This is a genomic window from Enterococcus ratti (assembly GCF_001886195.1).
GTDB lineage: Bacteria > Bacillota > Bacilli > Lactobacillales > Enterococcaceae > Enterococcus_B > Enterococcus_B ratti.
Genome location: NZ_JXLB01000001.1, coordinates 85,992 through 107,401 on the forward strand (window position 1 = coordinate 85,992; position 21,410 = coordinate 107,401).

The 21,410-nt window shown below is 36.4% G+C and carries 19 protein-coding genes; 18 read left to right on the plus strand and 1 reads right to left on the minus strand.

The features are described from left to right. Window positions 1-7: 7 nt before the first annotated feature. From pyrR to RV14_RS00485, 18 genes are all read left to right on the plus strand, one after another. Entirely contained in the window at window positions 8-547 is a 540-nt protein-coding gene (gene pyrR / locus RV14_RS00400; RefSeq protein WP_071854385.1) for a bifunctional pyr operon transcriptional regulator/uracil phosphoribosyltransferase PyrR, read from the plus strand. Window positions 548-561: 14 nt separating this feature from the next. Then, window positions 562-1,845, plus strand: a complete 1,284-nt coding sequence (locus tag RV14_RS00405) for a solute carrier family 23 protein (RefSeq protein WP_071854386.1) — start codon at window positions 562-564, stop codon at window positions 1,843-1,845. A 12-nt stretch (window positions 1,846-1,857) separates the two neighbouring features. Further along, window positions 1,858-2,784, plus strand: a complete 927-nt coding sequence (locus RV14_RS00410; protein ID WP_071854387.1) for an aspartate carbamoyltransferase catalytic subunit — start codon at window positions 1,858-1,860, stop codon at window positions 2,782-2,784. An 18-nt stretch (window positions 2,785-2,802) separates the two neighbouring features. After that, on the plus strand, window positions 2,803-4,104 hold the full coding sequence (locus RV14_RS00415) for a dihydroorotase (RefSeq protein ID WP_071854388.1): 1,302 nt from the start codon (window positions 2,803-2,805) through the stop codon (window positions 4,102-4,104). Next, window positions 4,089-5,165 (plus strand): carbamoyl phosphate synthase small subunit, encoded by a 1,077-nt coding sequence (locus tag RV14_RS00420; RefSeq protein ID WP_071854389.1) that lies wholly within the window; start codon window positions 4,089-4,091, stop codon window positions 5,163-5,165. The genes RV14_RS00415 and RV14_RS00420 overlap by 16 nt, the downstream gene beginning before the upstream one ends. 3 nt (window positions 5,166-5,168) lie before the next feature. Then, the gene (gene carB, locus RV14_RS00425) at window positions 5,169-8,354 is read left to right on the plus strand and encodes a carbamoyl-phosphate synthase large subunit (protein WP_071854390.1); all 3,186 of its coding nucleotides are present in this window, start codon (window positions 5,169-5,171) and stop codon (window positions 8,352-8,354) included. A 152-nt stretch (window positions 8,355-8,506) separates the two neighbouring features. Continuing rightward, the gene (locus tag RV14_RS00430; protein WP_071854391.1) at window positions 8,507-9,283 is read left to right on the plus strand and encodes a dihydroorotate dehydrogenase electron transfer subunit; all 777 of its coding nucleotides are present in this window, start codon (window positions 8,507-8,509) and stop codon (window positions 9,281-9,283) included. Beyond that, a complete protein-coding gene (locus RV14_RS00435) occupies window positions 9,280-10,209 on the plus strand; it encodes a dihydroorotate dehydrogenase (protein ID WP_071854392.1) in 930 nt (309 codons plus the stop codon). Before RV14_RS00430 ends, RV14_RS00435 begins: the two co-directional genes overlap by 4 nt. Continuing rightward, window positions 10,206-10,916: an orotidine-5'-phosphate decarboxylase gene (gene pyrF / locus RV14_RS00440; RefSeq protein ID WP_071854393.1), complete on the plus strand. Its 711-nt coding sequence runs from the start codon at window positions 10,206-10,208 to the stop codon at window positions 10,914-10,916. The genes RV14_RS00435 and pyrF overlap by 4 nt, the downstream gene beginning before the upstream one ends. Window positions 10,917-10,918: 2 nt before the next feature. Beyond that, window positions 10,919-11,554 carry an orotate phosphoribosyltransferase gene (pyrE, locus tag RV14_RS00445; RefSeq protein WP_071854394.1) on the plus strand — a complete coding sequence of 212 codons (636 nt, stop codon included), beginning with the start codon at window positions 10,919-10,921 and terminating at the stop codon, window positions 11,552-11,554. Window positions 11,555-12,094: 540 nt separating this feature from the next. Continuing rightward, on the plus strand, window positions 12,095-12,790 hold the full coding sequence (locus RV14_RS00450) for a carbonic anhydrase family protein (protein WP_071854395.1): 696 nt from the start codon (window positions 12,095-12,097) through the stop codon (window positions 12,788-12,790). Beyond that, entirely contained in the window at window positions 12,790-13,704 is a 915-nt protein-coding gene (locus tag RV14_RS00455; protein ID WP_071854396.1) for a LysR family transcriptional regulator, read from the plus strand. Before RV14_RS00450 ends, RV14_RS00455 begins: the two co-directional genes overlap by 1 nt. A gap of 402 nt (window positions 13,705-14,106) precedes the next feature. Further along, the gene (gene emtA / locus RV14_RS00460; RefSeq protein ID WP_071854397.1) at window positions 14,107-14,826 is read left to right on the plus strand and encodes a metal ABC transporter ATP-binding protein EmtA; all 720 of its coding nucleotides are present in this window, start codon (window positions 14,107-14,109) and stop codon (window positions 14,824-14,826) included. Further along, a complete protein-coding gene (gene emtB, locus RV14_RS00465) occupies window positions 14,826-15,497 on the plus strand; it encodes a metal ABC transporter permease EmtB (RefSeq protein WP_071854398.1) in 672 nt (223 codons plus the stop codon). The genes emtA and emtB overlap by 1 nt, the downstream gene beginning before the upstream one ends. Before the next feature lie 10 nt (window positions 15,498-15,507). Continuing rightward, window positions 15,508-16,323 carry a metal family ABC transporter substrate-binding protein EmtC gene (gene emtC / locus RV14_RS00470; protein ID WP_071854399.1) on the plus strand — a complete coding sequence of 272 codons (816 nt, stop codon included), beginning with the start codon at window positions 15,508-15,510 and terminating at the stop codon, window positions 16,321-16,323. 285 nt (window positions 16,324-16,608) lie between these two features. Beyond that, window positions 16,609-17,406, plus strand: coding sequence for a YusW family protein (locus RV14_RS00475; protein ID WP_071854400.1), 798 nt, complete (start codon window positions 16,609-16,611; stop codon window positions 17,404-17,406). 180 nt (window positions 17,407-17,586) lie between these two features. Further along, a complete protein-coding gene (locus tag RV14_RS00480) occupies window positions 17,587-17,934 on the plus strand; it encodes a PadR family transcriptional regulator (RefSeq protein ID WP_245785424.1) in 348 nt (115 codons plus the stop codon). Further along, on the plus strand, window positions 17,909-19,450 hold the full coding sequence (locus tag RV14_RS00485) for a DUF4097 family beta strand repeat-containing protein (RefSeq protein ID WP_071854402.1): 1,542 nt from the start codon (window positions 17,909-17,911) through the stop codon (window positions 19,448-19,450). The genes RV14_RS00480 and RV14_RS00485 overlap by 26 nt, the downstream gene beginning before the upstream one ends. Window positions 19,451-19,603: 153 nt before the next feature. Here the strand turns inward: RV14_RS00485 and efbA are convergent, their stop codons facing one another. Then, window positions 19,604-21,307, minus strand: coding sequence for a fibronectin-binding protein EfbA (gene efbA, locus RV14_RS00490; protein WP_071854403.1), 1,704 nt, complete (start codon window positions 21,305-21,307; stop codon window positions 19,604-19,606). Window positions 21,308-21,410: the final 103 nt, after the last annotated feature.

The window sequence follows — 21,410 nt, forward strand, 5'->3', positions numbered from 1 at the left end:
GGAAAACATGCAAGCAAAAGAAGTGGTGGATCAAGTAACTATGAAACGTGCGTTAACACGAATTACGTATGAAATTATTGAAAGAAATCACAACATTCAAGACATTGTGTTAGTTGGCATTAAAACTAGAGGAATTTATATTGCTTCAAGAGTAGCAGAACGCTTAAAACAGCTGGAAGGAATCGAAGTGCCTGTTGGGGAATTAGATATTACACTTTATCGAGATGACAAAAAAGAAACTCCTGAAGAACCTGAGCTTCATTCTTCAGATATACCTATTTCTTTAGAAGGAAAAGAAGTCATTTTAATGGATGATGTTCTTTATACAGGGAGAACGATTCGAGCAGCGATGGACGCGGTAATGGATTTTGGCCGTCCAAGAAAAATTTCGCTGGCTGTGTTAGTGGATCGTGGACATCGTGAATTACCTATTCGGCCAGATTATGTTGGCAAGAATATTCCAACGTCTAAAACAGAAGAGATTTTAGTGGAAATGCAGGAATTAGATGGTCAAGATCGTATTATGATCTTAAAAGAGGAAGAATAGAAGGAGTAAAAAACATGAAAGAGAAGAAACCATTTCATAATAATAGTGTGGTCTTAGATATTCACGATCGACCAAAAGTTAGCCACTGGATCGGACTGAGTTTGCAACATCTGTTTACGATGTTTGGCGCAACTGTATTAGTTCCGATTTTAGTAGGAATTGATCCGGGGATTGCTCTTGTTAGTTCAGGGTTAGGAACATTGGTCTATCTTTTTACTACGAAAGGGAAGATTCCTGCGTATTTAGGAAGCAGCTTTGCCTTTATTGCGGCGATGCAGTTGTTGATGAAAACAGATGGCTATCCAGCGATTGCCCAAGGAGCTGTGACAACAGGGCTTGTTTATTTGATCGTTTCATGGTTAATAAAAAAAATTGGTGCCGCTTGGTTGGATAAAATACTTCCACCGATCGTTGTGGGACCAGTTATTATGGTTATTGGTCTAGGACTGGCGGCCAATGCCGCCAATAACGCTATGTATAACCAAGGACAATACGATTTTAAATACCTTGCTGTTGCTCTTATTACGCTTGCATTAACAATTTTCTTCAACATGTGGTTAAAAGGTTTTTTAGGACTGATTCCCATTTTATTAGGAATTGTTTGCGGCTATCTCGTAGCTTTACTATTTGGGATCGTGGACACTAAACCGATTATTGATGCCGCTTGGTTTGCTTTTCCTAACTTTGAGATTCCATTTGTGCAATATGAGCCGAAACTTTATTTAGGAGCCATTACTACGATGGCACCTATCGCTTTTGTCACAATGACTGAGCATATTGGCCATTTGATGGTATTGAACAAATTAACGAAACGAAACTTTTTTGAAGAACCGGGGCTTCATAAAACATTAATGGGAGACGGTTTGGCACAAATTGTTGCTGCATTTGTAGGTGGTCCGCCAGTAACAAGTTATGGTGAAAATATCGGTGTTTTAGCAATTACTCGGGTACACAGTGTTTTTGTTATCGGTGGTGCGGCAGTATTTGCTATCATTTTAGGTTTCGTTGGGAAGCTAAGCGCTTTAATTTTGAGCATCCCTGGACCAGTTATTTCAGGAATCAGTTTTATCTTATTTGGTGTTATCGCAGCGAGTGGAATGAAGATTTTGATTGAAAATAAAGTTGACTTCGATAAAAAGAAAAACTTGTTGATTGCATCAGTGATTTTAGTAATCGGTATCGGTGGATTGGTTTTTGAAGTAGGCACATTTACATTATCTGCTATGGCTTTGGCAACTGTACTAGGTATTTTCTTAAACCTTATTTTACCAGAAACTTCACGTAGCGAAGAAAACTAAGGAGGAATCATCATGATCATCAAATCAGAACGCATTAGCTTAAAGCATTTATTAACAGTAGAAGCGTTAACAGATCAAGAGGTAATGGGATTAATACGGCGGGGTCAAGAATTTAAGCAAGGAGCAAAATGGACTCCGCAAAAACCACAGTACTTTGCGACAAATTTATTTTTTGAAAATAGCACGAGAACCCACAAAAGTTTTGATGTAGCAGAAAAAAAATTAGGTTTAGAGGTCATTGAATTTGAAGCTAGTACTAGTTCTGTACAAAAAGGTGAAACGTTATATGATACCGTATTAACTATGTCTGCTTTAGGCGTTGATGTAGCAGTCATTCGACATGGCGATGAAAACTATTATGATGAATTGATTCAAAGCAAAACGATTCAATGTTCCATTATCAACGGTGGTGATGGTAGCGGTCAGCACCCGACACAATGCCTTCTTGATTTGATGACGATTTATGAGGAATTTGGCTATTTTGAAGGGTTAAAAGTTGCTATCGTTGGTGATATTACGCATTCGCGGGTAGCCAAATCAAATATGCAAATGCTTAAAAGATTAGGTGCACAAGTTTTCTTTTCAGGTCCTAAAGAATGGTACGATGAGGAATTTGAAGTATACGGGCATTATCTACCGTTAGATGATCTATTGGATAAAGTAGATGTCATGATGATGTTGCGTGTACAGCATGAACGTCATGATGGAAAAGAAAGCTTTTCAAAGGAAGCATATCACCAAGAACATGGCTTGACGATAGAACGAGCAAAAAGATTACAAAAACATGCGATTATTATGCACCCTGCGCCAGTAAACCGAGATGTAGAATTAGCGGATTTGCTTGTTGAAGGCTTACAGTCACGGATTGTTCAACAAATGAGTAATGGGGTTTTTGTAAGAATGGCAATTTTGGAAGCAGTGTTAAATGGAAAAGCGTAAAGCTAGGAGGAAGAAATAATGAAAACACTCATTAAAAACGGTCAAATCAATACAAGAAAGAATGAAACAGTACCAGCAGAAATTTGGATTGAAGAAGGGAAAATCAAAGCGATTGGGAAAAGTTTTCCCGAGGCTGAATTTGATGAAGTGTTTGATGCCAAGGGACAATTGATTACCCAAGGGTTAGTAGATGTACATGTTCACTTAAGAGAACCGGGATTTACGTATAAGGAGACGATTGCAGCTGGAACAAGAGCCGCTGCTAGAGGTGGCTTCACCACTGTCTGTGCGATGCCAAATTTAAATCCTGTGCCTGATACAGCGGAAAAACTAAAACACGTTTATGAATTGATCAAAAAAGACGCTGTAGTGAAAGTTTTGCAATATGCACCAATTACGGAAAATCTTCGTAGTGAAGTATTAATCGACCAAGAAGCAATGATTAAAGAAGGAGCTTTTGCTTTTACGAATGATGGAGTCGGCGTTCAAACTGCTAAAACGATGTATTTAGCAATGAAAGAAGCAGCAAAAAATAACAAAGCACTGGTCGCACATACTGAAGATGAATCGTTGTTATTTGGCGGTGTCATGCATGCAGGTAAAAAAGCCGAAGAACTTGGACTACCGGGAATTTTAAGTGTAACTGAATCTTCACAAATCGCACGGGATTTACTTTTAGCAGAAGCAACAGGCGTGCACTACCACGTCTGTCATGTTTCGACAAAGGAAAGTGTGCGGATTATTCGCGATGCCAAAAAAGCGGGGATTCATGTGACGGCTGAAGTTTCACCCCATCATTTAATCTTAAGTGATGAAGAAATTCCTGAAGATTTTGGTTTTTGGAAAATGAATCCTCCATTAAGAGGAAAAGATGACCGAAAAGCCTTAATTGAGGGATTGCTTGATGGAACGATTGATTGTATTGCCACTGATCATGCGCCGCACGGGTTGGAAGAAAAAAGCAAAAGCTTCTTAGAGTCGCCTTTTGGAATTGTAGGAAGCGAAACCGCCTTTCAATTAATTTATACTCATTTTGTCGAAACGAATCGTTTTACATTAGAACAAGTAATCAATTGGATGGCGGTCAAGCCTGCGGAAATCTTTCAATTAAATGCAGGAACGCTAACAATTGGTGCACCTGCTGATTTAGCTGTTTTTGATATTGAACACTTAAGAAAAATTGACAAAAATGAATTCATGTCAAAAGGAGAAAATACCCCTTTTGATGGTTGGAAAGTTAAAGGAGAAACTTTGTTTACATTTGTGGATGGAAAAATAGTTTGGCAAAAGGAGGGAAAAGAAAAATGGAGCGCTTGTTGATTTTGGAAGATGGTACGGTATTTAAAGGTACTGCTTTTGGAGCAAAAAGCAATGTCTTTGGCGAAATTGTTTTCACTACGAGTATGACAGGTTATCAAGAAACGATTACTGATCAAAGCTTCAACGGACAAATTATTGTATTTACTTATCCATTAGTAGGAAATTATGGGGTTAATCGTGATGATTATGAATCAATTACTCCTACTTGTAAAGGAGTGGTTGTCAAAGAACATGCACGAGTAGCTTCTAATTGGCGCAGTCAAATGACACTTGATGAATTTTTAAAACAAAAAGGGATTCCTGGGATTGCAGGCGTTGATACTCGGGCATTGACAAGAAAAATCCGTCAAGCGGGAACAATGAAAGCTAGTATAGTCGATGCAGGAGACACGTTTGAACATGCATTTGACCAGCTAAAAGCGACAGTTCTCGCCACCAATCAAGTGCAACAAGTTTCTACAAGCAAACCTTATCCTAGTCCGGGGACGGGAAGAAATGTCGTTGTCGTTGATTTTGGCTTAAAGCATAGTATTTTACGAGAGTTGAGTAAAAGAAATTGTAATCTAACTGTTTTACCTTACAATACGGATGCAAAAACGATTCTTTCACTTGCACCTGATGGCGTCATGCTGAGCAATGGACCTGGGGATCCTAAAGATGTACCAGAAGCAATTGAAATGATTCGTGGTATCCAAGGGAAAATACCAATTTTTGGTATTTGTTTAGGTCACCAGCTGTTTGCATTAGCCAATGGTGCAGACACGTATAAAATGAAATTTGGTCATCGTGGTTTGAATCACCCTGTTCGAGAAATTGCTACTGGCAGAATTGATTTCACTTCTCAAAATCATGGGTATGCGGTGGTTGAAAAAACCGTTGATACGAAGCAGTTGATGATCACGCATGTTGAGATCAATGATGGAACAGTAGAAGGAATCCGGCATCGCCATTACCCGGCATTTAGTGTCCAATTCCATCCGGATGCCGCGCCGGGGCCACATGATGCACTTCATTTATTTGATGAATTTATAGAAATGATGGATGCAGGAGAGGAGAACTAAAAAATGCCAAAACGCACAGACATCAAAAAAATCATGGTTATTGGTTCTGGACCGATTATTATTGGGCAAGCGGCAGAATTTGATTATGCAGGAACGCAAGCGTGCCTTGCGTTAAAAGAAGAAGGTTATGAAGTTGTCTTAGTCAATTCCAATCCTGCAACGATTATGACGGATAAAGAAATTGCTGATCAGGTATACATTGAGCCAATTACCTTGGAATTTGTTTCAAGAATTTTACGAAAAGAACGTCCGGATGCCCTATTGCCAACGCTGGGTGGTCAAACTGGGCTCAACATGGCAATGGAATTAGCAAAATCAGGTATCTTAGATGAATTAGAAATTAAACTTTTAGGTACAAAATTATCTGCGATCGATCAAGCAGAAGATCGCGATTTATTTAAAAAGTTGATGAAAGAATTAAACCAACCAATCCCCGAATCTGAAATCGTGAGTACAGTGGAAGAAGCTGTAGAATTTGCCAATAAAATTGGTTATCCAATCATCGTTCGACCGGCTTTCACGTTAGGCGGAACAGGTGGAGGCATGTGTAAAAACGAAGAAGAATTACGACTAGTTGCTGAAAACGGACTAAGTTTATCTCCGGCTACTCAATGTTTAATTGAAAGAAGTATCGCAGGATTTAAAGAAATTGAATATGAAGTGATGAGAGATTCGGCAGACAATGCGATCGTCGTTTGCAACATGGAAAATTTTGACCCAGTTGGTATCCATACGGGTGATTCCATTGTATTTGCTCCAAGTCAGACGCTGTCAGATTATGAGTACCAGATGCTACGTGATGCGTCATTAGCCATTATTCGTGCGTTGAAAATCGAAGGCGGTTGTAATGTTCAACTAGCTCTTGATCCGCATAGCTTTAAATATTACGTCATTGAAGTCAATCCGCGTGTTTCACGTTCTTCTGCTTTAGCAAGTAAAGCCACCGGCTACCCGATTGCAAAATTAGCAGCCAAGATTGCTTTAGGACTGACCCTTGATGAGATGAAAAATCCAGTCACAGGAACTACTTACGCAGAATTTGAACCGGCACTTGATTACGTGGTAGCGAAAATCCCTCGTTGGCCGTTTGATAAATTTGAAAATGGTCAACGAACGTTAGGTACGCAAATGAAAGCAACTGGGGAAGTGATGGCTATTGGCAGAAACATTGAAGAGTCACTTTTAAAAGCGATACGCTCTCTTGAAATCGGTACGCATCATTTAGAGCTGAAAAAACTAAAAGAACTTGAAGATCGTTTGTTGATTCAAAAAGTATTTCGAGCACAAGATGATCGTTTATTCTCTTTAGCAGAAGCCATTCGTCGAGGGTATTCGATTAAAGAGATTGCGGAGTTGACCAAGATTGATCTTTTCTTTTTGGATAAATTGCTTCACATCATTGAATTGGAAAATCAACTTATCCAACAACCTTATGATGAACGTTTATTATATACGGTAAAACAAAATGGTTTTACCGATCAAAAAATCGCCGAATTGTGGAAAACAAATGTACAGGAAATTAGACAATTACGAGAGAAATATGGAATTAAACCGGTCTATAAAATGGTAGATACTTGTGCTGCGGAATTTGAATCGCAGACGCCCTATTTTTATAGCACTTATGAGATGGAAAATGAAAGCAAAAAATCAGTGAAAAATTCGGTACTCGTTTTAGGTTCCGGTCCGATTAGGATTGGTCAAGGAGTAGAATTTGATTATGCTACGGTTCATTCAGTCAAAGCAATTCAACAAGCTGGATATGAAGCCATTATCATGAACAGCAACCCAGAAACAGTTTCGACTGATTTTTCAATTTCTGATAAATTGTACTTTGAGCCACTTACATTTGAAGATGTAATGAATGTAATTGAGTTGGAACAGCCGATCGGTGTGATTGTCCAATTTGGCGGACAAACGGCGATTAATTTAGCGCAACCGCTCGCAAAAGCCGGCGTAAAAATTCTAGGAACCACGATTGAAGACTTAGATCGTGCGGAAAATCGTGATTTGTTTGAACAAGCATTAAAAAAACTTGAGATTTTGCAGCCACTAGGAGATACGGCCATAAGCAAAGAAGAAGCGGTTACGATTGCTTCAACAATTGGTTATCCTGTTTTAGTAAGACCAAGTTATGTTTTAGGTGGAAGAGCTATGGAAATCGTAGAAAATCAGCATGACCTTGAAGCCTATATGGAACACGCAGTTAAAGCTTCTCCAGAACATCCCGTACTGATCGACCGCTATTTGCTTGGAAGTGAATGTGAAGTGGATGCCATTTGCGACGGAGAAACGGTCTTGATTCCTGGAATTATAGAACATGTTGAGCGGGCGGGAGTTCATTCAGGTGATTCTATGGCTGTTTATCCGCCACAAGATTTATCAAAAGAAATGAAACAAACGATCGAAGCGTATACCGTTTGTTTAGCTCGGGGATTAAACTGTGTGGGGATGATGAATATTCAATTTGTCATTCATGACAATCAAGTCTACGTGATTGAAGTTAATCCACGTGCCAGTCGTACCGTGCCATTTTTAAGCAAAGTTACAGGCATTCCGATGGCTCAGGTTGCAACGAAAGTCATATTAGGAAAAACATTAAAAGAGTTAGGATTTAGAAATGGATTGTATCCAGAAACGGCCAATGTTCATGTGAAAGCACCTGTTTTCTCGTTTACCAAACTTCAAGAAGTAGATACCTATTTAGGTCCTGAAATGAAATCCACCGGTGAAGTCATGGGTGTGGATCAAAATTTAGATAAAGCCCTGTATAAAGCTTTTGAAGCGTCTGGCCTTCGCCTGCCAGATTACGGCGCCGTTTTATTTACGATTGCAGATGAAACCAAAGAAGAAGCTTTAAAATTAGCCCAACGTTTTTCAGAAATCGGTTATAGTTTGTTAGCAACGAAACACACGGCTGCTTTTTTTGAAAAACATGGACTGGTTGTTACATCAGTCGCTAAAATTTCTGAAGATGCTACAAAAAAGAATGTATTAGAACTGATTCGTGAAAGAAAAACCCAAGTAGTCATTAACACCGTTGACAAAAATCGTGGTAATGCCTCAAAAGATGGTTTTATTATTCGACGCGAAGCAGTAGAACACGGGATTCCGCTATTTACTTCATTGGATACAGCAAATGCGATTATCCGAGTAATGGAATCACGGGCATTTTCAACAAAAGCACTCTAAAAGAAATTTCTTTTTCCTTTAAATCTTTTTAAACATCAAAGAAAAATAGGGTGAATACTGTATTTACTTGCCATTTCGTTAACGTACACAGAATCATTTCGTTTCACATATTAAGTAAAAGTGTGTTAGAAGTTTTAAAGAGGTGAGTGGACATGAAACAAGAAACAATGAAAATCATTGATCAAAGACGATTAGCACCTTACATTTATGAGTTGAGTCTAAGAGGAGAGCTGGTTAAAGAAATGACGATCCCGGGACAGTTCCTGCATATTCGTGTACCTCGAGCTGATTTACTCTTACGTCGTCCTATTAGTGTTAGTTCAATTGATAAAGAAAATAGTATTTGTCGTATCATCTATCGAATTGAAGGAGAGGGAACACGGATATTTTCTGAGTTAAAGAAAGGGGACGACTTAGACATTTTAGGACCATTAGGTAACGGTTTTGATCTATCACATCTGAAAAAAGACGACGAAGTATTCATTGTTGGTGGAGGAATTGGTATTCCTCCATTATATGAATTATCGAAACAGTTAAAAAAAATAGGGGTTAAGCCTATACATTTTTTAGGTTTTTCATCAAAAAAAGTTATGTATTACGAAGAAGAGTTTAAACGACTAGGTGATACCAGCATTTCCACAGATGATGGCTCGTATGGTATGCAGGGAAACGTAGAAATTTTGTTAAAAAGTACTTCCAAGAAACCAAAAGCTGTGTTTGCTTGTGGTGCTAACGGTCTATTAAAAACAATTGAGAAACTTTATCTGGCTCACCCCAATGTACAACTTTCATTAGAATCAAGAATGGCTTGTGGCATTGGTGCATGTTATGCTTGTGTATGTCATCAACCAGCAGACGAGACAGGAACAACAAGTGTCAAAGTCTGCAATGAAGGGCCGATCTTTAAAGTAGGGGAGGTCGTCTTATGAGCAGAAATCCTTTAGCAGTCAAACTACCCGGATTAGACTTGAAAAATCCTATTATGCCTGCAAGTGGTTGTTTTGGCTTTGGCAAAGAATACGGCTGCTATTATGATTTGAATCAATTAGGCGCCATCATGGTTAAAGCCACGACACTTAAAGCAAGATTTGGCAATCCAACGCCTCGTGTAGCAGAAACGCCATCAGGTATGTTAAATGCTATTGGGTTGCAAAATCCCGGATTAGAAATAGTAATGAATGAATGCTTGGTTGAACTTGAAAGTTATTCTGTTCCCATCATTGCTAATGTTGCTGGGGCTTGTGAAGAAGATTATGTCGAAGTTTGCCGCAAGATTGGACGAGCAACCAATGTTAAAGCGATTGAACTAAACATCTCCTGTCCAAACGTGAAACACGGTGGGATAGCTTTTGGTACGGATCCAGAGATTGCGTTTCAATTAACTCGAGCAGTAAAGAAAGTAGCGACTGTTCCCGTTTATGTGAAACTATCTCCAAATGTAACCGATATTGTTCCTATTGCTAAAGCTATTGAAAGTGGAGGGGCAGATGGTTTTACGATGATTAATACTTTGCTGGGAATGCGCATTGATTTAAAAACACGTAAACCAATACTTGCTAACCAAACAGGCGGACTTTCAGGACCTGCCATTAAACCAGTAGCGATTCGTTTAATACATCAAGTCGCAGCTGTTTCTGATTTACCAATCATTGGGATGGGTGGTGTTCAAACAGTAGAAGATGTTTTAGAGATGTTTATGGCAGGAGCAAGTGCTGTGGCAGTTGGAACAGCAAACTTTACCGATCCTTTTGTTTGTCCGAATCTAATTCGGGAATTACCTGTCAAAATGACAGAATTAGGGATTGAATCCCTCGAACAATTAATTAAAGAAGTAAGAGAGGAACGAAGGCGATGAATCAACGACCAATTATTGCTTTAGATTTTTCCACTTGGCGAGAAGTCGAACAATTTATGCAGTTATTTCCAGAAGAAGAAAAACTATTTGTAAAAATCGGGATGGAATTATTTTATCAAGAAGGACCAATTATTGTTCGTTGGCTAAAAGACGCTGGTCATGAAGTTTTTTTAGATTTAAAACTGCACGATATACCAAACACTGTCGAAAAAGCTATGCGCGGGTTAGCTAAACTAGGTATAGATATTACATGTGTTCATGCTGCTGGTGGGATTAAAATGATGCAAGCCGCATTGCGTGGTCTAGAAGAAGGAACACCTAAAGGGAAAAAACGTCCGCTACTGTTAGCCATCACGCAGTTAACTTCTACAAGTGAAGAAGAGATGCAAAGCGAGCAATTAATTGAAGTGTCCCTAGAAAAAAGTGTGATTCATTACGCGCAATGCGCAAAAAAAGCAGGACTTGACGGTGTCGTTTCCTCAGCATGGGAAGTAAATGCCATTAAAGAAAAAACTTGCAAAGATTTTGTTTGTTTAACACCGGGAATCAGACCAAAAGGAACAATTGCAGGTGATCAGACTCGAATTGTCACACCAGAAAAAGCACATGAGAAGGGCTCGACATTTATTGTGGTGGGACGCCCTATTACGCAAGCAAAGGATCCTTATCGTGCGTATCAAACAATTAAAAAAGAATGGAGTCGTTAAAAATGAAATCTATCGAAAAAAAAATCGCTAATGATTTGCTAGCCATTAAAGCTGTTTTTTTAAGTCCAAAAAAACCATTTACTTGGGCAAGTGGTCTTGAAAGTCCAATTTATTGCGATAATCGGATGACTATGAGTTACCCAAAAGTAAGAAAAGGGATTGCGCAAGGTCTAGCGGATAGGATCAAACAAACATTTCCAGAGGTCGAAGTGATTGCTGGAACTGCTACTGCTGGAATTCCTCATGCGGCGTGGGTAGCAGAAATTTTAGATTTACCAATGGTGTATATTCGCAACAAAGCAAAAAATCATGGAAAAGGCAATCAAGTAGAAGGACATATAGTTGAAGGACAAAAAATGGTAGTGATTGAAGATTTGATTTCTACTGGGAAAAGTGTTTTAGAAGCCGTTGAAGCTGCTAAAAAAGAAGGAGCCGACGTTTTAGGAGTCTCAGCAATATTCACTTATGAGTTACCTGCTGGAAAAAAAAATTTTGAACGAGCAGCATTACCGCTTGTAACTTTAACAAATTATTCTGTACTGATCGAAACGGCTCTAGAAGAAAGTACTATTGATACAGCGGAACTAGAATTACTAAAAAAGTGGAAAAAAGATCCCACAAACTGGCAAAAAAACTAAGATATCTAAACTATTTTTTGAATTTAAATCAGAAAAATGTTTTTGTTACATTGACATACGTGGTATACTTTTATTAAAACAACCTGTTTTAATAAAAAATGAAAGCATTCAAGACGAAAGTTTGCTATGGACGAGTAGCGTGAGAATAAACTCTCGCAGCAAATTTTTCTGCGAGGTTTTAGAGCTATGCTGTTTTGAATGCTTCCAAAACTCCATAGGTAAACCGCTTGAACAAGTGTTTTAGAGCTAGTTGTTTTGAATTTGCTATATCTTATTTTATTTTAGAAACTAGAAATTTTTTCTGGTTTCTATTTTTTTGTCAATGCTTCCACTATAGAAGATTGAAGTTTGTTGTATAAGCGTGACATTTGCGAGACGAAGTTATTCAGTGATAGAATCAGCAGAAAAGTAATTTTTACTTTTTAGGGTTTCTACTATTATTTTATCCTTCAGATTTTAGGAGATATAAAAAGAAATAAAACTCATTTGAAATTTATTTGATGAAAAACATTAAATTTTATAAAAACGCAGGAGGAGAAAATGAAAAAGAACATGGCTGTTGAATGGGACTACTCTGGAGAAAAAGGTCCCGAACACTGGGAAGAACTATGCGATTGGTTTGCTCAGGCAGCAAAATTTAAATGGCAGTCGCCTATTTCGCTACCTCACAATGAATCGCTAGAAAAACTGAACCAAACGATTACTTTTCACTACCAAAAACAACGATTTACAGATAAAGAGTTTAAAAATACGATTCATTTAGTACCATATGATCAACTTAGTTACGTTGAGCTGGAAGGTCAAAAATATTATCTAACAGATATTCATTTTCATGTACCTGCTGAACACTTTATCAATGGCACACAAGAAGATATCGAATTTCACTTTGTGCATATGAATATGCACAAAGAAAACTTGGTTGTAGGTGTAATGTACCGGTTGACCCACCATAAATGTTGGTTACATGATAGTAAAAATCATTGGAATTTAAAAAAACACGAACATTGGAGCAATCCCATTTTCTTTTTTCCAGAAAAAAGAAGTCATTACCACTACATTGGTTCTTTAACTACACCACCGACTAGCGGACCCATCAAGTGGTTTGTGATGGATCAAGTTCATGAATTAAACAAAGACTTTTTGATTCCTTTTAAAGGACACTACGTCAAGCCAAATAATCGACCGTTGCAATCTTCAAAGGATCGGAAAATCTACTATCATGCGGGGGAAAATTAATGAACTTTCAACAATTAAAATACGTAGTCGCAGTGGCAAATAATGGAAGCTTTCGAGAAGCTTCTAAAAAACTTTATATCGCCCAATCTAGCCTTTCAGTCGGAATCAAAGAATTGGAAACAGAACTTGGGATTACGTTATTTATTCGAACAAATCGCGGTGCTTATCTAACGAAAGAAGGAAAATCTTTTTTAAAAAAAGCCGAACGAATTCTCATTCAATTAGAGTCTTTAGAAAATTATTACCTGTCAAATGAAAAACGTGAGAGTTTTTCTGTCGCATCTCAGCATTATGATTTTCTTGGACCTTTAACTGCTAAATTAATTACTTCGTTTAAAAAAGATATCAAACAATTTCGTATTCTTGAAACGACTACGGCAAATGTGATTGAAGAAGTGAAGAATCAACATAGCGATCTGGGGATTCTTTATATGAATGAGCATAATCGAGCAGCTATCAAAAGATATCTTGAACAAGGAGAGCTAGCAGCTCATTCACTAGGAGAATTTCAAACACATATTTTTTTGCGTCAAGGCCATCCCTTAAGTGAAAGAAAGGAAGTTTGCAAAGAAGAATTGTTACTGTATCCGCAAGTAAGATTCACCCAAGATGGAAATAATTTTCCTTATTTTTATGAAGATTTGATTGAAATTCCGGAACAAGAGACAGTTGTATATACTAGTGATCGTGGAACATTAATGAATATTGTGCTAGAAACAGATGCTTATGCTTCAGGCTCAGGAATAGTGATTGGCGAGCTTAAAGAGCATCTTTGTTTGATTCCATTAGCAAACAGCCCTAAAAACAAGTTGTATGTGATTTATTCTTTGAAACAGACATTAAGTGAAATTGCTCAAAAGTTTATCGACCGTCTAAACAATTTAATAAAGCAGATGAATGAATTGAATAACTAAAATTAATTGAAATCAGGCGTAAAAGCGTTGATTCTAAAAAATAAAAGCGGTATAAGAGTAGATTTTACTTTTATGCCACTCTTTTTTATAAGAAAACAAATACTCACATAATTTAGATGATCTTTTTTAGTTAGAAAAAATTATAGTTTTTGAAGAAAGCAACTTTGAATAAGCAAGTTATATAAAAAGATCAAAAAACAAGCAACTTGAGTTAAGAAAATAAAGAAAAATACTAATACAGTTAAAAAACAGATTAGAAACGATGGAATAAAGTTGATTTTTTATATATATTAAGAGAATATATAGATAATTAATGATATGAAATCAGTTTCATTTAATATAAATAGCTATTAAATATTTAAACAGTTTTATAAGTTGTTTTATTTTGAATAGGAGGCTCTCATGATTGAATGGCTAGATGTAACCAAAGTGTATGGCAAAACGAAAGCATTGGAAGAAATTAGTTTTGCGATTGAACAAGGAGAAATCGTTGGAATTGTTGGAAAAAGTGGTTCTGGAAAATCCACATTGTTACGATTATTGAATTTAATGGAACAACCAAGCAGTGGAAAAATATTAGTGAATGGAATCGACGTTCAATCGCTCAGCAAAAAAGCAAAACGCCAGCAACAGCAAAAAATGGGAATGATTTTTCAAAACTATAATTTGTTAGAAAATTTACGTGTTTATGAAAATGTCGCCTTACCATTGAAACTTCAAAGAAAAAAAGAGCCAGCAAAAATTAACCGCTTGCTGGAATTCGTCGACATGTCTCATAAAGCCTCCACTTATCCAGTAAAACTATCTGGTGGAGAAAAACAGCGTGTATCGATTGCTCGAGCATTGAGTCGAAATCCGGAAATTTTATTGTGTGATGAAGCGACGAGTTCATTAGATGAAGAAAATACAGAAAGCGTGATTCACTTATTGCAGAAAGTACATGAAGAATTTCAACCAACTATTTTCTTCGTTAGTCATGAACTCGAAACGGTGAAAAGATTGTGTAAAACAATTTTAGTTATGGAAAATGGCCGGTTGATTGGCAAGTTAATGAATAATCCACGAAAATATGAAGAAGAAAATCTGACGTATTTTGAAAAAATAAAAAGGAGTTTGGCATAATGGTTCTTTCAAAAAATATGCTGGAATATTGGCCATCGCTACTAGTTAGCTTGAAAGAAACAGGGATAATGATGTCTATCTCAATGAGCATGTGCTTATTAGGAGGCTTACCTTTAGGCTTAGGGTTGTTTTTAACGAATCCTAAAGTACGCAGGTGCTATCCTTGGATTTATTGGGGAATTAATTTTTTGGTTACAGTGATTCGTTCATTTCCTTATTTATTGTTTGTTATCGCTTTAATTCCAGTGACTCGCTCTATTTTAGGAAAGGCATTTGGCCCAGTTCCGGCTTCATTTCCTTTAAGTATTATTGCGATTGCTATTTTTGCCCGCTTAGTAGAACAAGTTTTATTAGATGTCTCAAAAGAAACTTATTCGCTTGCTAATTCGTTAGGAACGACAAGATTGCAATATGTGCGGTACTTTTTACTAGTAGAAGCACGAAGCGGATTAGTTTTGGCATATACGACGACCGCGGTAAGCATGGTCTCTTATTCTACAGTTATGGGAGTGATTGGAGGTGGCGGTATTGGTGATTTTGCTGTTCGTGTAGGCTATCAAAGATATGAGTACGGGATTATGTATGTGGCAATAGTGATTATGATTGCATTGGTCTTTGTATTACAAATGCTTGGGAATTTCATTGCTCAAACACTTGATAAACGAAAATAGGAGGAAAAAAATGAAGAAATTTTATTTAATCGGTTTAGCTATAATGGCTACAATTGTTTTAACTGCTTGCGGAGGAGCCAATTCCGTAGAAAAAAATAAGAAAGAGATTAAAGTCGCCGTTCAATTAGAGTCATCAAAAGATATTTTAGAAATTGCAAAAAAAGAAATTGAAAAATCAGGGTATACTCTTAAAATCATGGAAGTAAGTGACAACGTTGCGTACAATGATGCCGTACAACACGATGAAGCAGATGCAAATTTTGCCCAACATGAACCATTTATGGCGATGTTTAACAAAGAAAAAAAAGCTGACTTAGTTGCGGTTCAACCAATTTACTTTTTTGCTGGCGGATTTTATTCAAAAGTATACAAACATGCAAATGATTTGCCTCAACATGCCAAAGTCGGCATCCCAAGCGATCCAACGAATGAAGGGCGAGCATTAGCAATTTTAAATAAAAATGGCGTGATTAAATTAAAAGCAGATGTCGGTTTCAATGGAACGCTTGCGGATATTATTGAGAATCCTAAAAGTTTACAATTTGAACGAATTGACCTATTGAATTTAGTGAAAGCGTATGATGAAAAAGATATCGCCATGGTTTTTTGTTATCCAGCATATTTAGAACCAGCAGGATTATCAACAAAAGATGCGATTTTATTAGAAGAGGAACCAGCAAGTGAACACTATGCGTTACAGCTGGTTACAAGAAAAGGAAATCAAAATAGCGAAAAAATTAAAGTGTTAAAAAAAGCAATGACTACTAAGGAAGTCGCCGACTTTATAAAAAGTAATTCAAAGGGAGCAAATATTCCCGCTTTTTAAGCCGCCACTTTTTATAATTTAGTAGGTGTTAAAAAAGGTCATTTTTATGAGAAAGCCAAAAAGACAAGTCAACAACTATGACTTGTCTTTTTGGTTATTTTAAATATTTCCTATTTGACGGCAAGAAAGACATTTCAAAAAATAGGTAGCTGAATACTATTTTTTAATTTAGTTATGGTAAGTATAATAAAACGATAATTATTATTATTAATTATTTGACGACCAGTACTATTCATTGTATACTAGTGTTTGTAACAAACATAAAAAAAGAAAGCAGGGTTACATATGAAATTAAAAAAAATGACGAGTTTATTGTTATTGTCAGGAATTGTTCTATCTGTCGGAGGAACTACATTAACAAATTCTACTTCAGCCGCTGCAGCAACTATTGTATCGGAGAGTAAGTATGAAAAAGTAATTAGTTTTACAAAAGAGGACTTAGCAAATGCCACTGGGGTAACGTTAAATACTACAGAAAAAGCGATCAACAATATGTATAATGCACTGAAAAAAGCAAGTGTCTGGGAATCTCTTGGCTATGATTCCACACAAGCACAGCGTATTGCAAGTAGAATTTCGCAAAGCATGTACCAAACTATCGGAATTTTGACTAGCATTGCGAATCATCAACAGTTACAATTTAAAGTAGTTACAATTAATAAACCCAATTACAGTGGCGTAAACATTGGAACGATTGGTACAGATGATGCAACTGAAGAACCAGACAAAGGAGACAATACTGGTAATGCAGATGACTCTGCTTTTAGCAAGCAAGTTAAAGATGTTGAAATTAAAATGGAATATAAAAAAGGCAAAATTGAACTTGAATATGAAGTAAAATCAAATGGAACGATTAAAGCAGAAGTGGAAAACAAGTTGACTGGAATGAAGCTAAAAGGTTCAGTCGCCCAAACTTATATTGAAGAGCTGTTTGTCGATTTAGACACAAAGACTAGCAGCCAAAATGAAATAGCTGAACATGTCATGAAGTATTTAAAAACTGATCAAAAAGGATTGAAAAAGTTTGATTTTAAAGTAAAATATGCAGATAAAACAAAAGTAGATTTTAAAATTAAATATTAAAAATAAGACGTTTGCCATGTCGTTTGTTCGCTTAAGTTAGCATAAAAATCTAACATTAAAGGACTCGCTGCATGGTGAGCGCCTTTTTTTCTTTTCTATGAGTACAAAATAAGGTAGACTATATTTATTACATAAAACATAAATATATGCATGCAACATGAGGTATGGAAGGTGAAAATAGTGGTTGGGAAATCAAATCAGTTTAAAAAAGGTGTACTGGAGTTGTGTGTTCTTTATTTACTGAAAAATCAAGACCGTTACGGTTATGAAATTACCCAACTTGTCAACAAAAATATTCCGCTTACTGAAGGGGCTCTTTATCCTATATTAAGGCGGTTAGTAAAAGAAGGGTATTGTGCAGCTTATTTAAAGGAATCTAAAAGCGGTCCTGCACGTAAATATTATCATATTACCTCATTGGGGCAAAAATACCTGTTTGATTTGAATAAGGAATGGACGGAATTTGTAGAAAATGTCACAAAAATAAAACAGGAGGAAGATGATGGAGCGAATAAATCATTTTTTTGAGACATTAGAAAAACTATTTTTAGAAAAAGATAAAGCTGATTTTCTTGAAATAAAAGATGATATTTTAAGAGAGATTGAAGCTAGAGCAGCAGAAGGTGAGTCGTATGATGCCATTTTGAAAATGATAGGAACGCCTCAAGAAATTGCCGAAGCTTATTATGAAGATAAACGTTTAGACAAAGCATTGCGAGCAAAACAAGATGTGATTGCTCGGGAAGATTTAGTGCGTGAATATAGATTAAATAGAAAATTTATTTTAAAACGTTGGAAACTACGACTTAAAAATTTTTTTGTATTTTTGCTTCAAATTTGTTTGCTTGTTTTAAGTTTTTATTTGGCTTTGATGGTTATTTATTATATGGTGCAAGAGCACGTTTTGCTGTGGGGAGCATGTACATTATTTTTTTTCACCGTCTGTCTAATGCTTATGTCAAAGAAGCCGAACAAATTAAGAAAATACATGGGCTTGATCTACTTAGTTGGAACAACTAGCCTAGCTTGTAGTCTCGCACTGTTTTTCCATCACGCTTGGTTTTATCAAGGGCAATTGATTGACAAAGAGCTATGGCTAGAATCAGCTTCCTTAGAGTCATTAAATTTTTCAGCCGTATATCCGGTAGAAGTCAGCATGATTCAATTACCGGAAAATGAAAATGCAAAGGTAGAAGTAAAAGGACACTTAAGGAGAACGGATATAAAAAATCTAGTGAATGCGACGAAAAACCAGACTCATATAACGATCGGAACAGCTAACATTTTTGATTGGGTGCAAAAAATTGGGAAAATAGAAGTCGTTTTTTATCTGCCAGAAAATCAAAGACATCGTTCGTTGAATTTTAAACTAGAACAAGGGGATGTCATGTTAAACCATACTTATAGCGACTATGTTAATTTAGTGGTGAAACAAGGACGAATCAGTATAACCGATATTTATAGTCAAAAAATTCAAGTAAAAAGTCATCGTGCAGATGTGATCGTCCATCAATTTCTATCAGATATGTCTATTGAAAACACAGAGGGAAAAACGGTACTTTCGGATGGACAAGGTAAAATTGATGTTTCTACCACTACTGGATTGACAAAAGTTGCTTCTGTTAGCAGTGAAAGGATGCAGCTAAAAAATACAGAAGGAAAAAATGTTTTGTCAGCAGGAACAATCCAACAACTACACATCCGTAATGAAACAGGAACGACTGTCATTGAAAGACAAGAAGGAAATACATCAATTAAAAATGGACTTGGAAAATTAGTCTTATCTGATTTAACTGGTAAGTTATCTGTTAATAACGACTCCGGCATGATGATTATTAGTCAACAGTATCCGTTAAATGCATTAGTTAAAAGTGAAACTGGTCATGTTAAATGGGTGCAGTCATCGGACATTGGTAGTAAGTTTGAGTTAAGCAGCCAGTCTGGAAAAATAAACAATTCTTTCAAAAAGCAAGAAAAGGCAGCTAAAAAAATAAAAATTTCCACTAAAAAAGGAAACATCACTGTTGTTCAAAGAAATAAGTAACTAGCCGTTTGTGTATATGCTTTTTTTCTTCTAGAAAAAAATAAGGAGATTCAAGAAGAATTTTTAAGAAAAAGAAAGGTGTCATCAAAAATATATATTTGATGACACGCAGTCTTTAACGATGGCTAGATTTTAGTAGAGTAAACCGTTAGCTTATAATTTAGTCATTGTTTTTAGTTTATTTTCTTCAGGTGTGACGATGATTGTTTTTTGTTTCTCATAAATGACATATCCTGGTTTAGCTCCATTTGGTTTACGTAAATGTTTTACTTGAACAAAATCTACAGGTACTTGAGCAGAATGACGATATTTTGAAAAATAAGCAGCTAGTTCTGCGGCTTGTGTAATTGTTTCGTCTGTTGGTTCGTTACTTTTAATAATCACGTGAGAACCGGGGATATTTTTAGCATGAAGCCAGTAATCGTTTTTTTTCGCTGTTTTTAATGACAGTTGATCATTTTGTAAGTTGTTTTTACCTACTAAAATTAAAGTACCATCTGATGAAAGATACTGATCGGGTTGTGAAGTTTTTTTTCGTTTTTGTTTTTTCACTGTTTTCTTTTTTAAGTAACCTTGAGCTGTGAGTTCTTCTTTGATTATTTCAATGTCCATTGGTCCTGCAATTTCTAGTTGTGAAAGTACAGACTCTAAATAGCGAATTTCATTTTTTGCTTCTTCAATTTGAGTACCGACCAGTTTTACTGCATTTTTTAGTTTTTGGTAACGTTGAAAATATTTTTGAGCATTTTGATTGGGAGACAACGCAGGGTTAAGCTTAATTTTGATCGGTTGGTTTTCTTCATAATAGTTGGGCAAAGTGACTGCATTTGCACCTTTAGGGACTTGCGTCATGAAAGTTGTCAGTAATTCGCCATCTCTTCGATAGTTTTCTGCATTTTCCGAATCTTTTAAGGTCTGTTCTCGTTTTTTCAATTTGTTTTTATTTCTTTTAAGTTCATTTTCAATTTTCCGAATAAGTTCGCCGCCTTGCTGTTTTGCACGGTCTTTTTCTGCCTTTTCTCGATAAAAAGCATCTAACAATGCACTAAGGGTAGGATAAACTGTTTTTTGATCTGCTATTTTTTGGTAAATTTTGTAAACAATAGGTGTAAAGAATTCCTTTCGTTTTGTTTCAAAAAGACAAGGAACTAGACAGGTGTTGATGGCTGTGAAAAATTCTTGCCAAACAAACATTTTTTCATTTGGGCGCTCCGCTAAACGAGTGGCTAATTCTTGAGCGGTATCAAAGCCGATTCCTTGAAATTGTTGTTGCAACTCTTTTGGTGTAAGTTCAACTTGAGAAAGACGGTGAAAAATTTTTTCTTTTTCCTGACAGAAAGGATCTAGTTGATGCTGTCTAGGTGGTGTAATATAGTCCGCTCCGGGTAATAAAACACGATAAGTATTTTGTGAGCTACCGATATGTTTGATGGCATCTAGAATTTTCCCCGATTCTTTATTCACTAAAATGATCGTACTATGACGTCCCATTAGTTCAACGATCAAAATGATGTTTTGCAAATCGCCAAGTTCATCCCGTTTAGTAAAATGAAAGTGAATCACCCGGTCATTTTCGATTTGCTCGATTGACTCTAAAATTGCCCCATCGAGATGCTTGCGCAGCATCATCACAAAGTTTGGTGGCGTATCTGGATTTTGATAGTCAATTTGAGTGAGCTGTATACGAGCATAGCTCGGATGTGCAGATAACAGCAAACGATGGCTTTTCCCGCGAGAACGGATAACCAAAACGACTTCATTTTCATATGGCTGGTGAATCTTAGAAATTCGACCAGATAAAAGAATTTCCCGCAATTCTTTAACCATTGCATGGGTAAATACACCATCAAAGGACATGTTTTATTCCTCATTTCTTTTCATAAGTAATTTCATTATAACGAAAAAAGAGAAGAAAAACCAATGTGTAAGATATAAAATAAAAAGGGAGTTTTCTTATTTG

Excerpts from the sequence above, each read along its gene's own strand:
- pyrR (WP_071854385.1), top strand. The coding sequence starts at position 8 with ATGCAAGCAAAAGAAGTGGTGGATCAAGTAACTATGAAACGTGCGTTA.
- RV14_RS00405 (WP_071854386.1), top strand. The coding sequence starts at position 562 with ATGAAAGAGAAGAAACCATTTCATAATAATAGTGTGGTCTTAGATATT.
- RV14_RS00410 (WP_071854387.1), top strand. The coding sequence starts at position 1,858 with ATGATCATCAAATCAGAACGCATTAGCTTAAAGCATTTATTAACAGTA.
- RV14_RS00415 (WP_071854388.1), top strand. The coding sequence starts at position 2,803 with ATGAAAACACTCATTAAAAACGGTCAAATCAATACAAGAAAGAATGAA.
- RV14_RS00420 (WP_071854389.1), top strand. The coding sequence starts at position 4,089 with ATGGAGCGCTTGTTGATTTTGGAAGATGGTACGGTATTTAAAGGTACT.
- carB (WP_071854390.1), top strand. The coding sequence starts at position 5,169 with ATGCCAAAACGCACAGACATCAAAAAAATCATGGTTATTGGTTCTGGA.
- RV14_RS00430 (WP_071854391.1), top strand. The coding sequence starts at position 8,507 with ATGAAACAAGAAACAATGAAAATCATTGATCAAAGACGATTAGCACCT.
- RV14_RS00435 (WP_071854392.1), top strand. The coding sequence starts at position 9,280 with ATGAGCAGAAATCCTTTAGCAGTCAAACTACCCGGATTAGACTTGAAA.
- pyrF (WP_071854393.1), top strand. The coding sequence starts at position 10,206 with ATGAATCAACGACCAATTATTGCTTTAGATTTTTCCACTTGGCGAGAA.
- pyrE (WP_071854394.1), top strand. The coding sequence starts at position 10,919 with ATGAAATCTATCGAAAAAAAAATCGCTAATGATTTGCTAGCCATTAAA.
- RV14_RS00450 (WP_071854395.1), top strand. The coding sequence starts at position 12,095 with ATGAAAAAGAACATGGCTGTTGAATGGGACTACTCTGGAGAAAAAGGT.
- RV14_RS00455 (WP_071854396.1), top strand. The coding sequence starts at position 12,790 with ATGAACTTTCAACAATTAAAATACGTAGTCGCAGTGGCAAATAATGGA.
- emtA (WP_071854397.1), top strand. The coding sequence starts at position 14,107 with ATGATTGAATGGCTAGATGTAACCAAAGTGTATGGCAAAACGAAAGCA.
- emtB (WP_071854398.1), top strand. The coding sequence starts at position 14,826 with ATGGTTCTTTCAAAAAATATGCTGGAATATTGGCCATCGCTACTAGTT.
- emtC (WP_071854399.1), top strand. The coding sequence starts at position 15,508 with ATGAAGAAATTTTATTTAATCGGTTTAGCTATAATGGCTACAATTGTT.
- RV14_RS00475 (WP_071854400.1), top strand. The coding sequence starts at position 16,609 with ATGAAATTAAAAAAAATGACGAGTTTATTGTTATTGTCAGGAATTGTT.
- RV14_RS00485 (WP_071854402.1), top strand. The coding sequence starts at position 17,909 with ATGGAGCGAATAAATCATTTTTTTGAGACATTAGAAAAACTATTTTTA.
- efbA (WP_071854403.1), bottom strand. The coding sequence starts at position 21,307 with ATGTCCTTTGATGGTGTATTTACCCATGCAATGGTTAAAGAATTGCGG.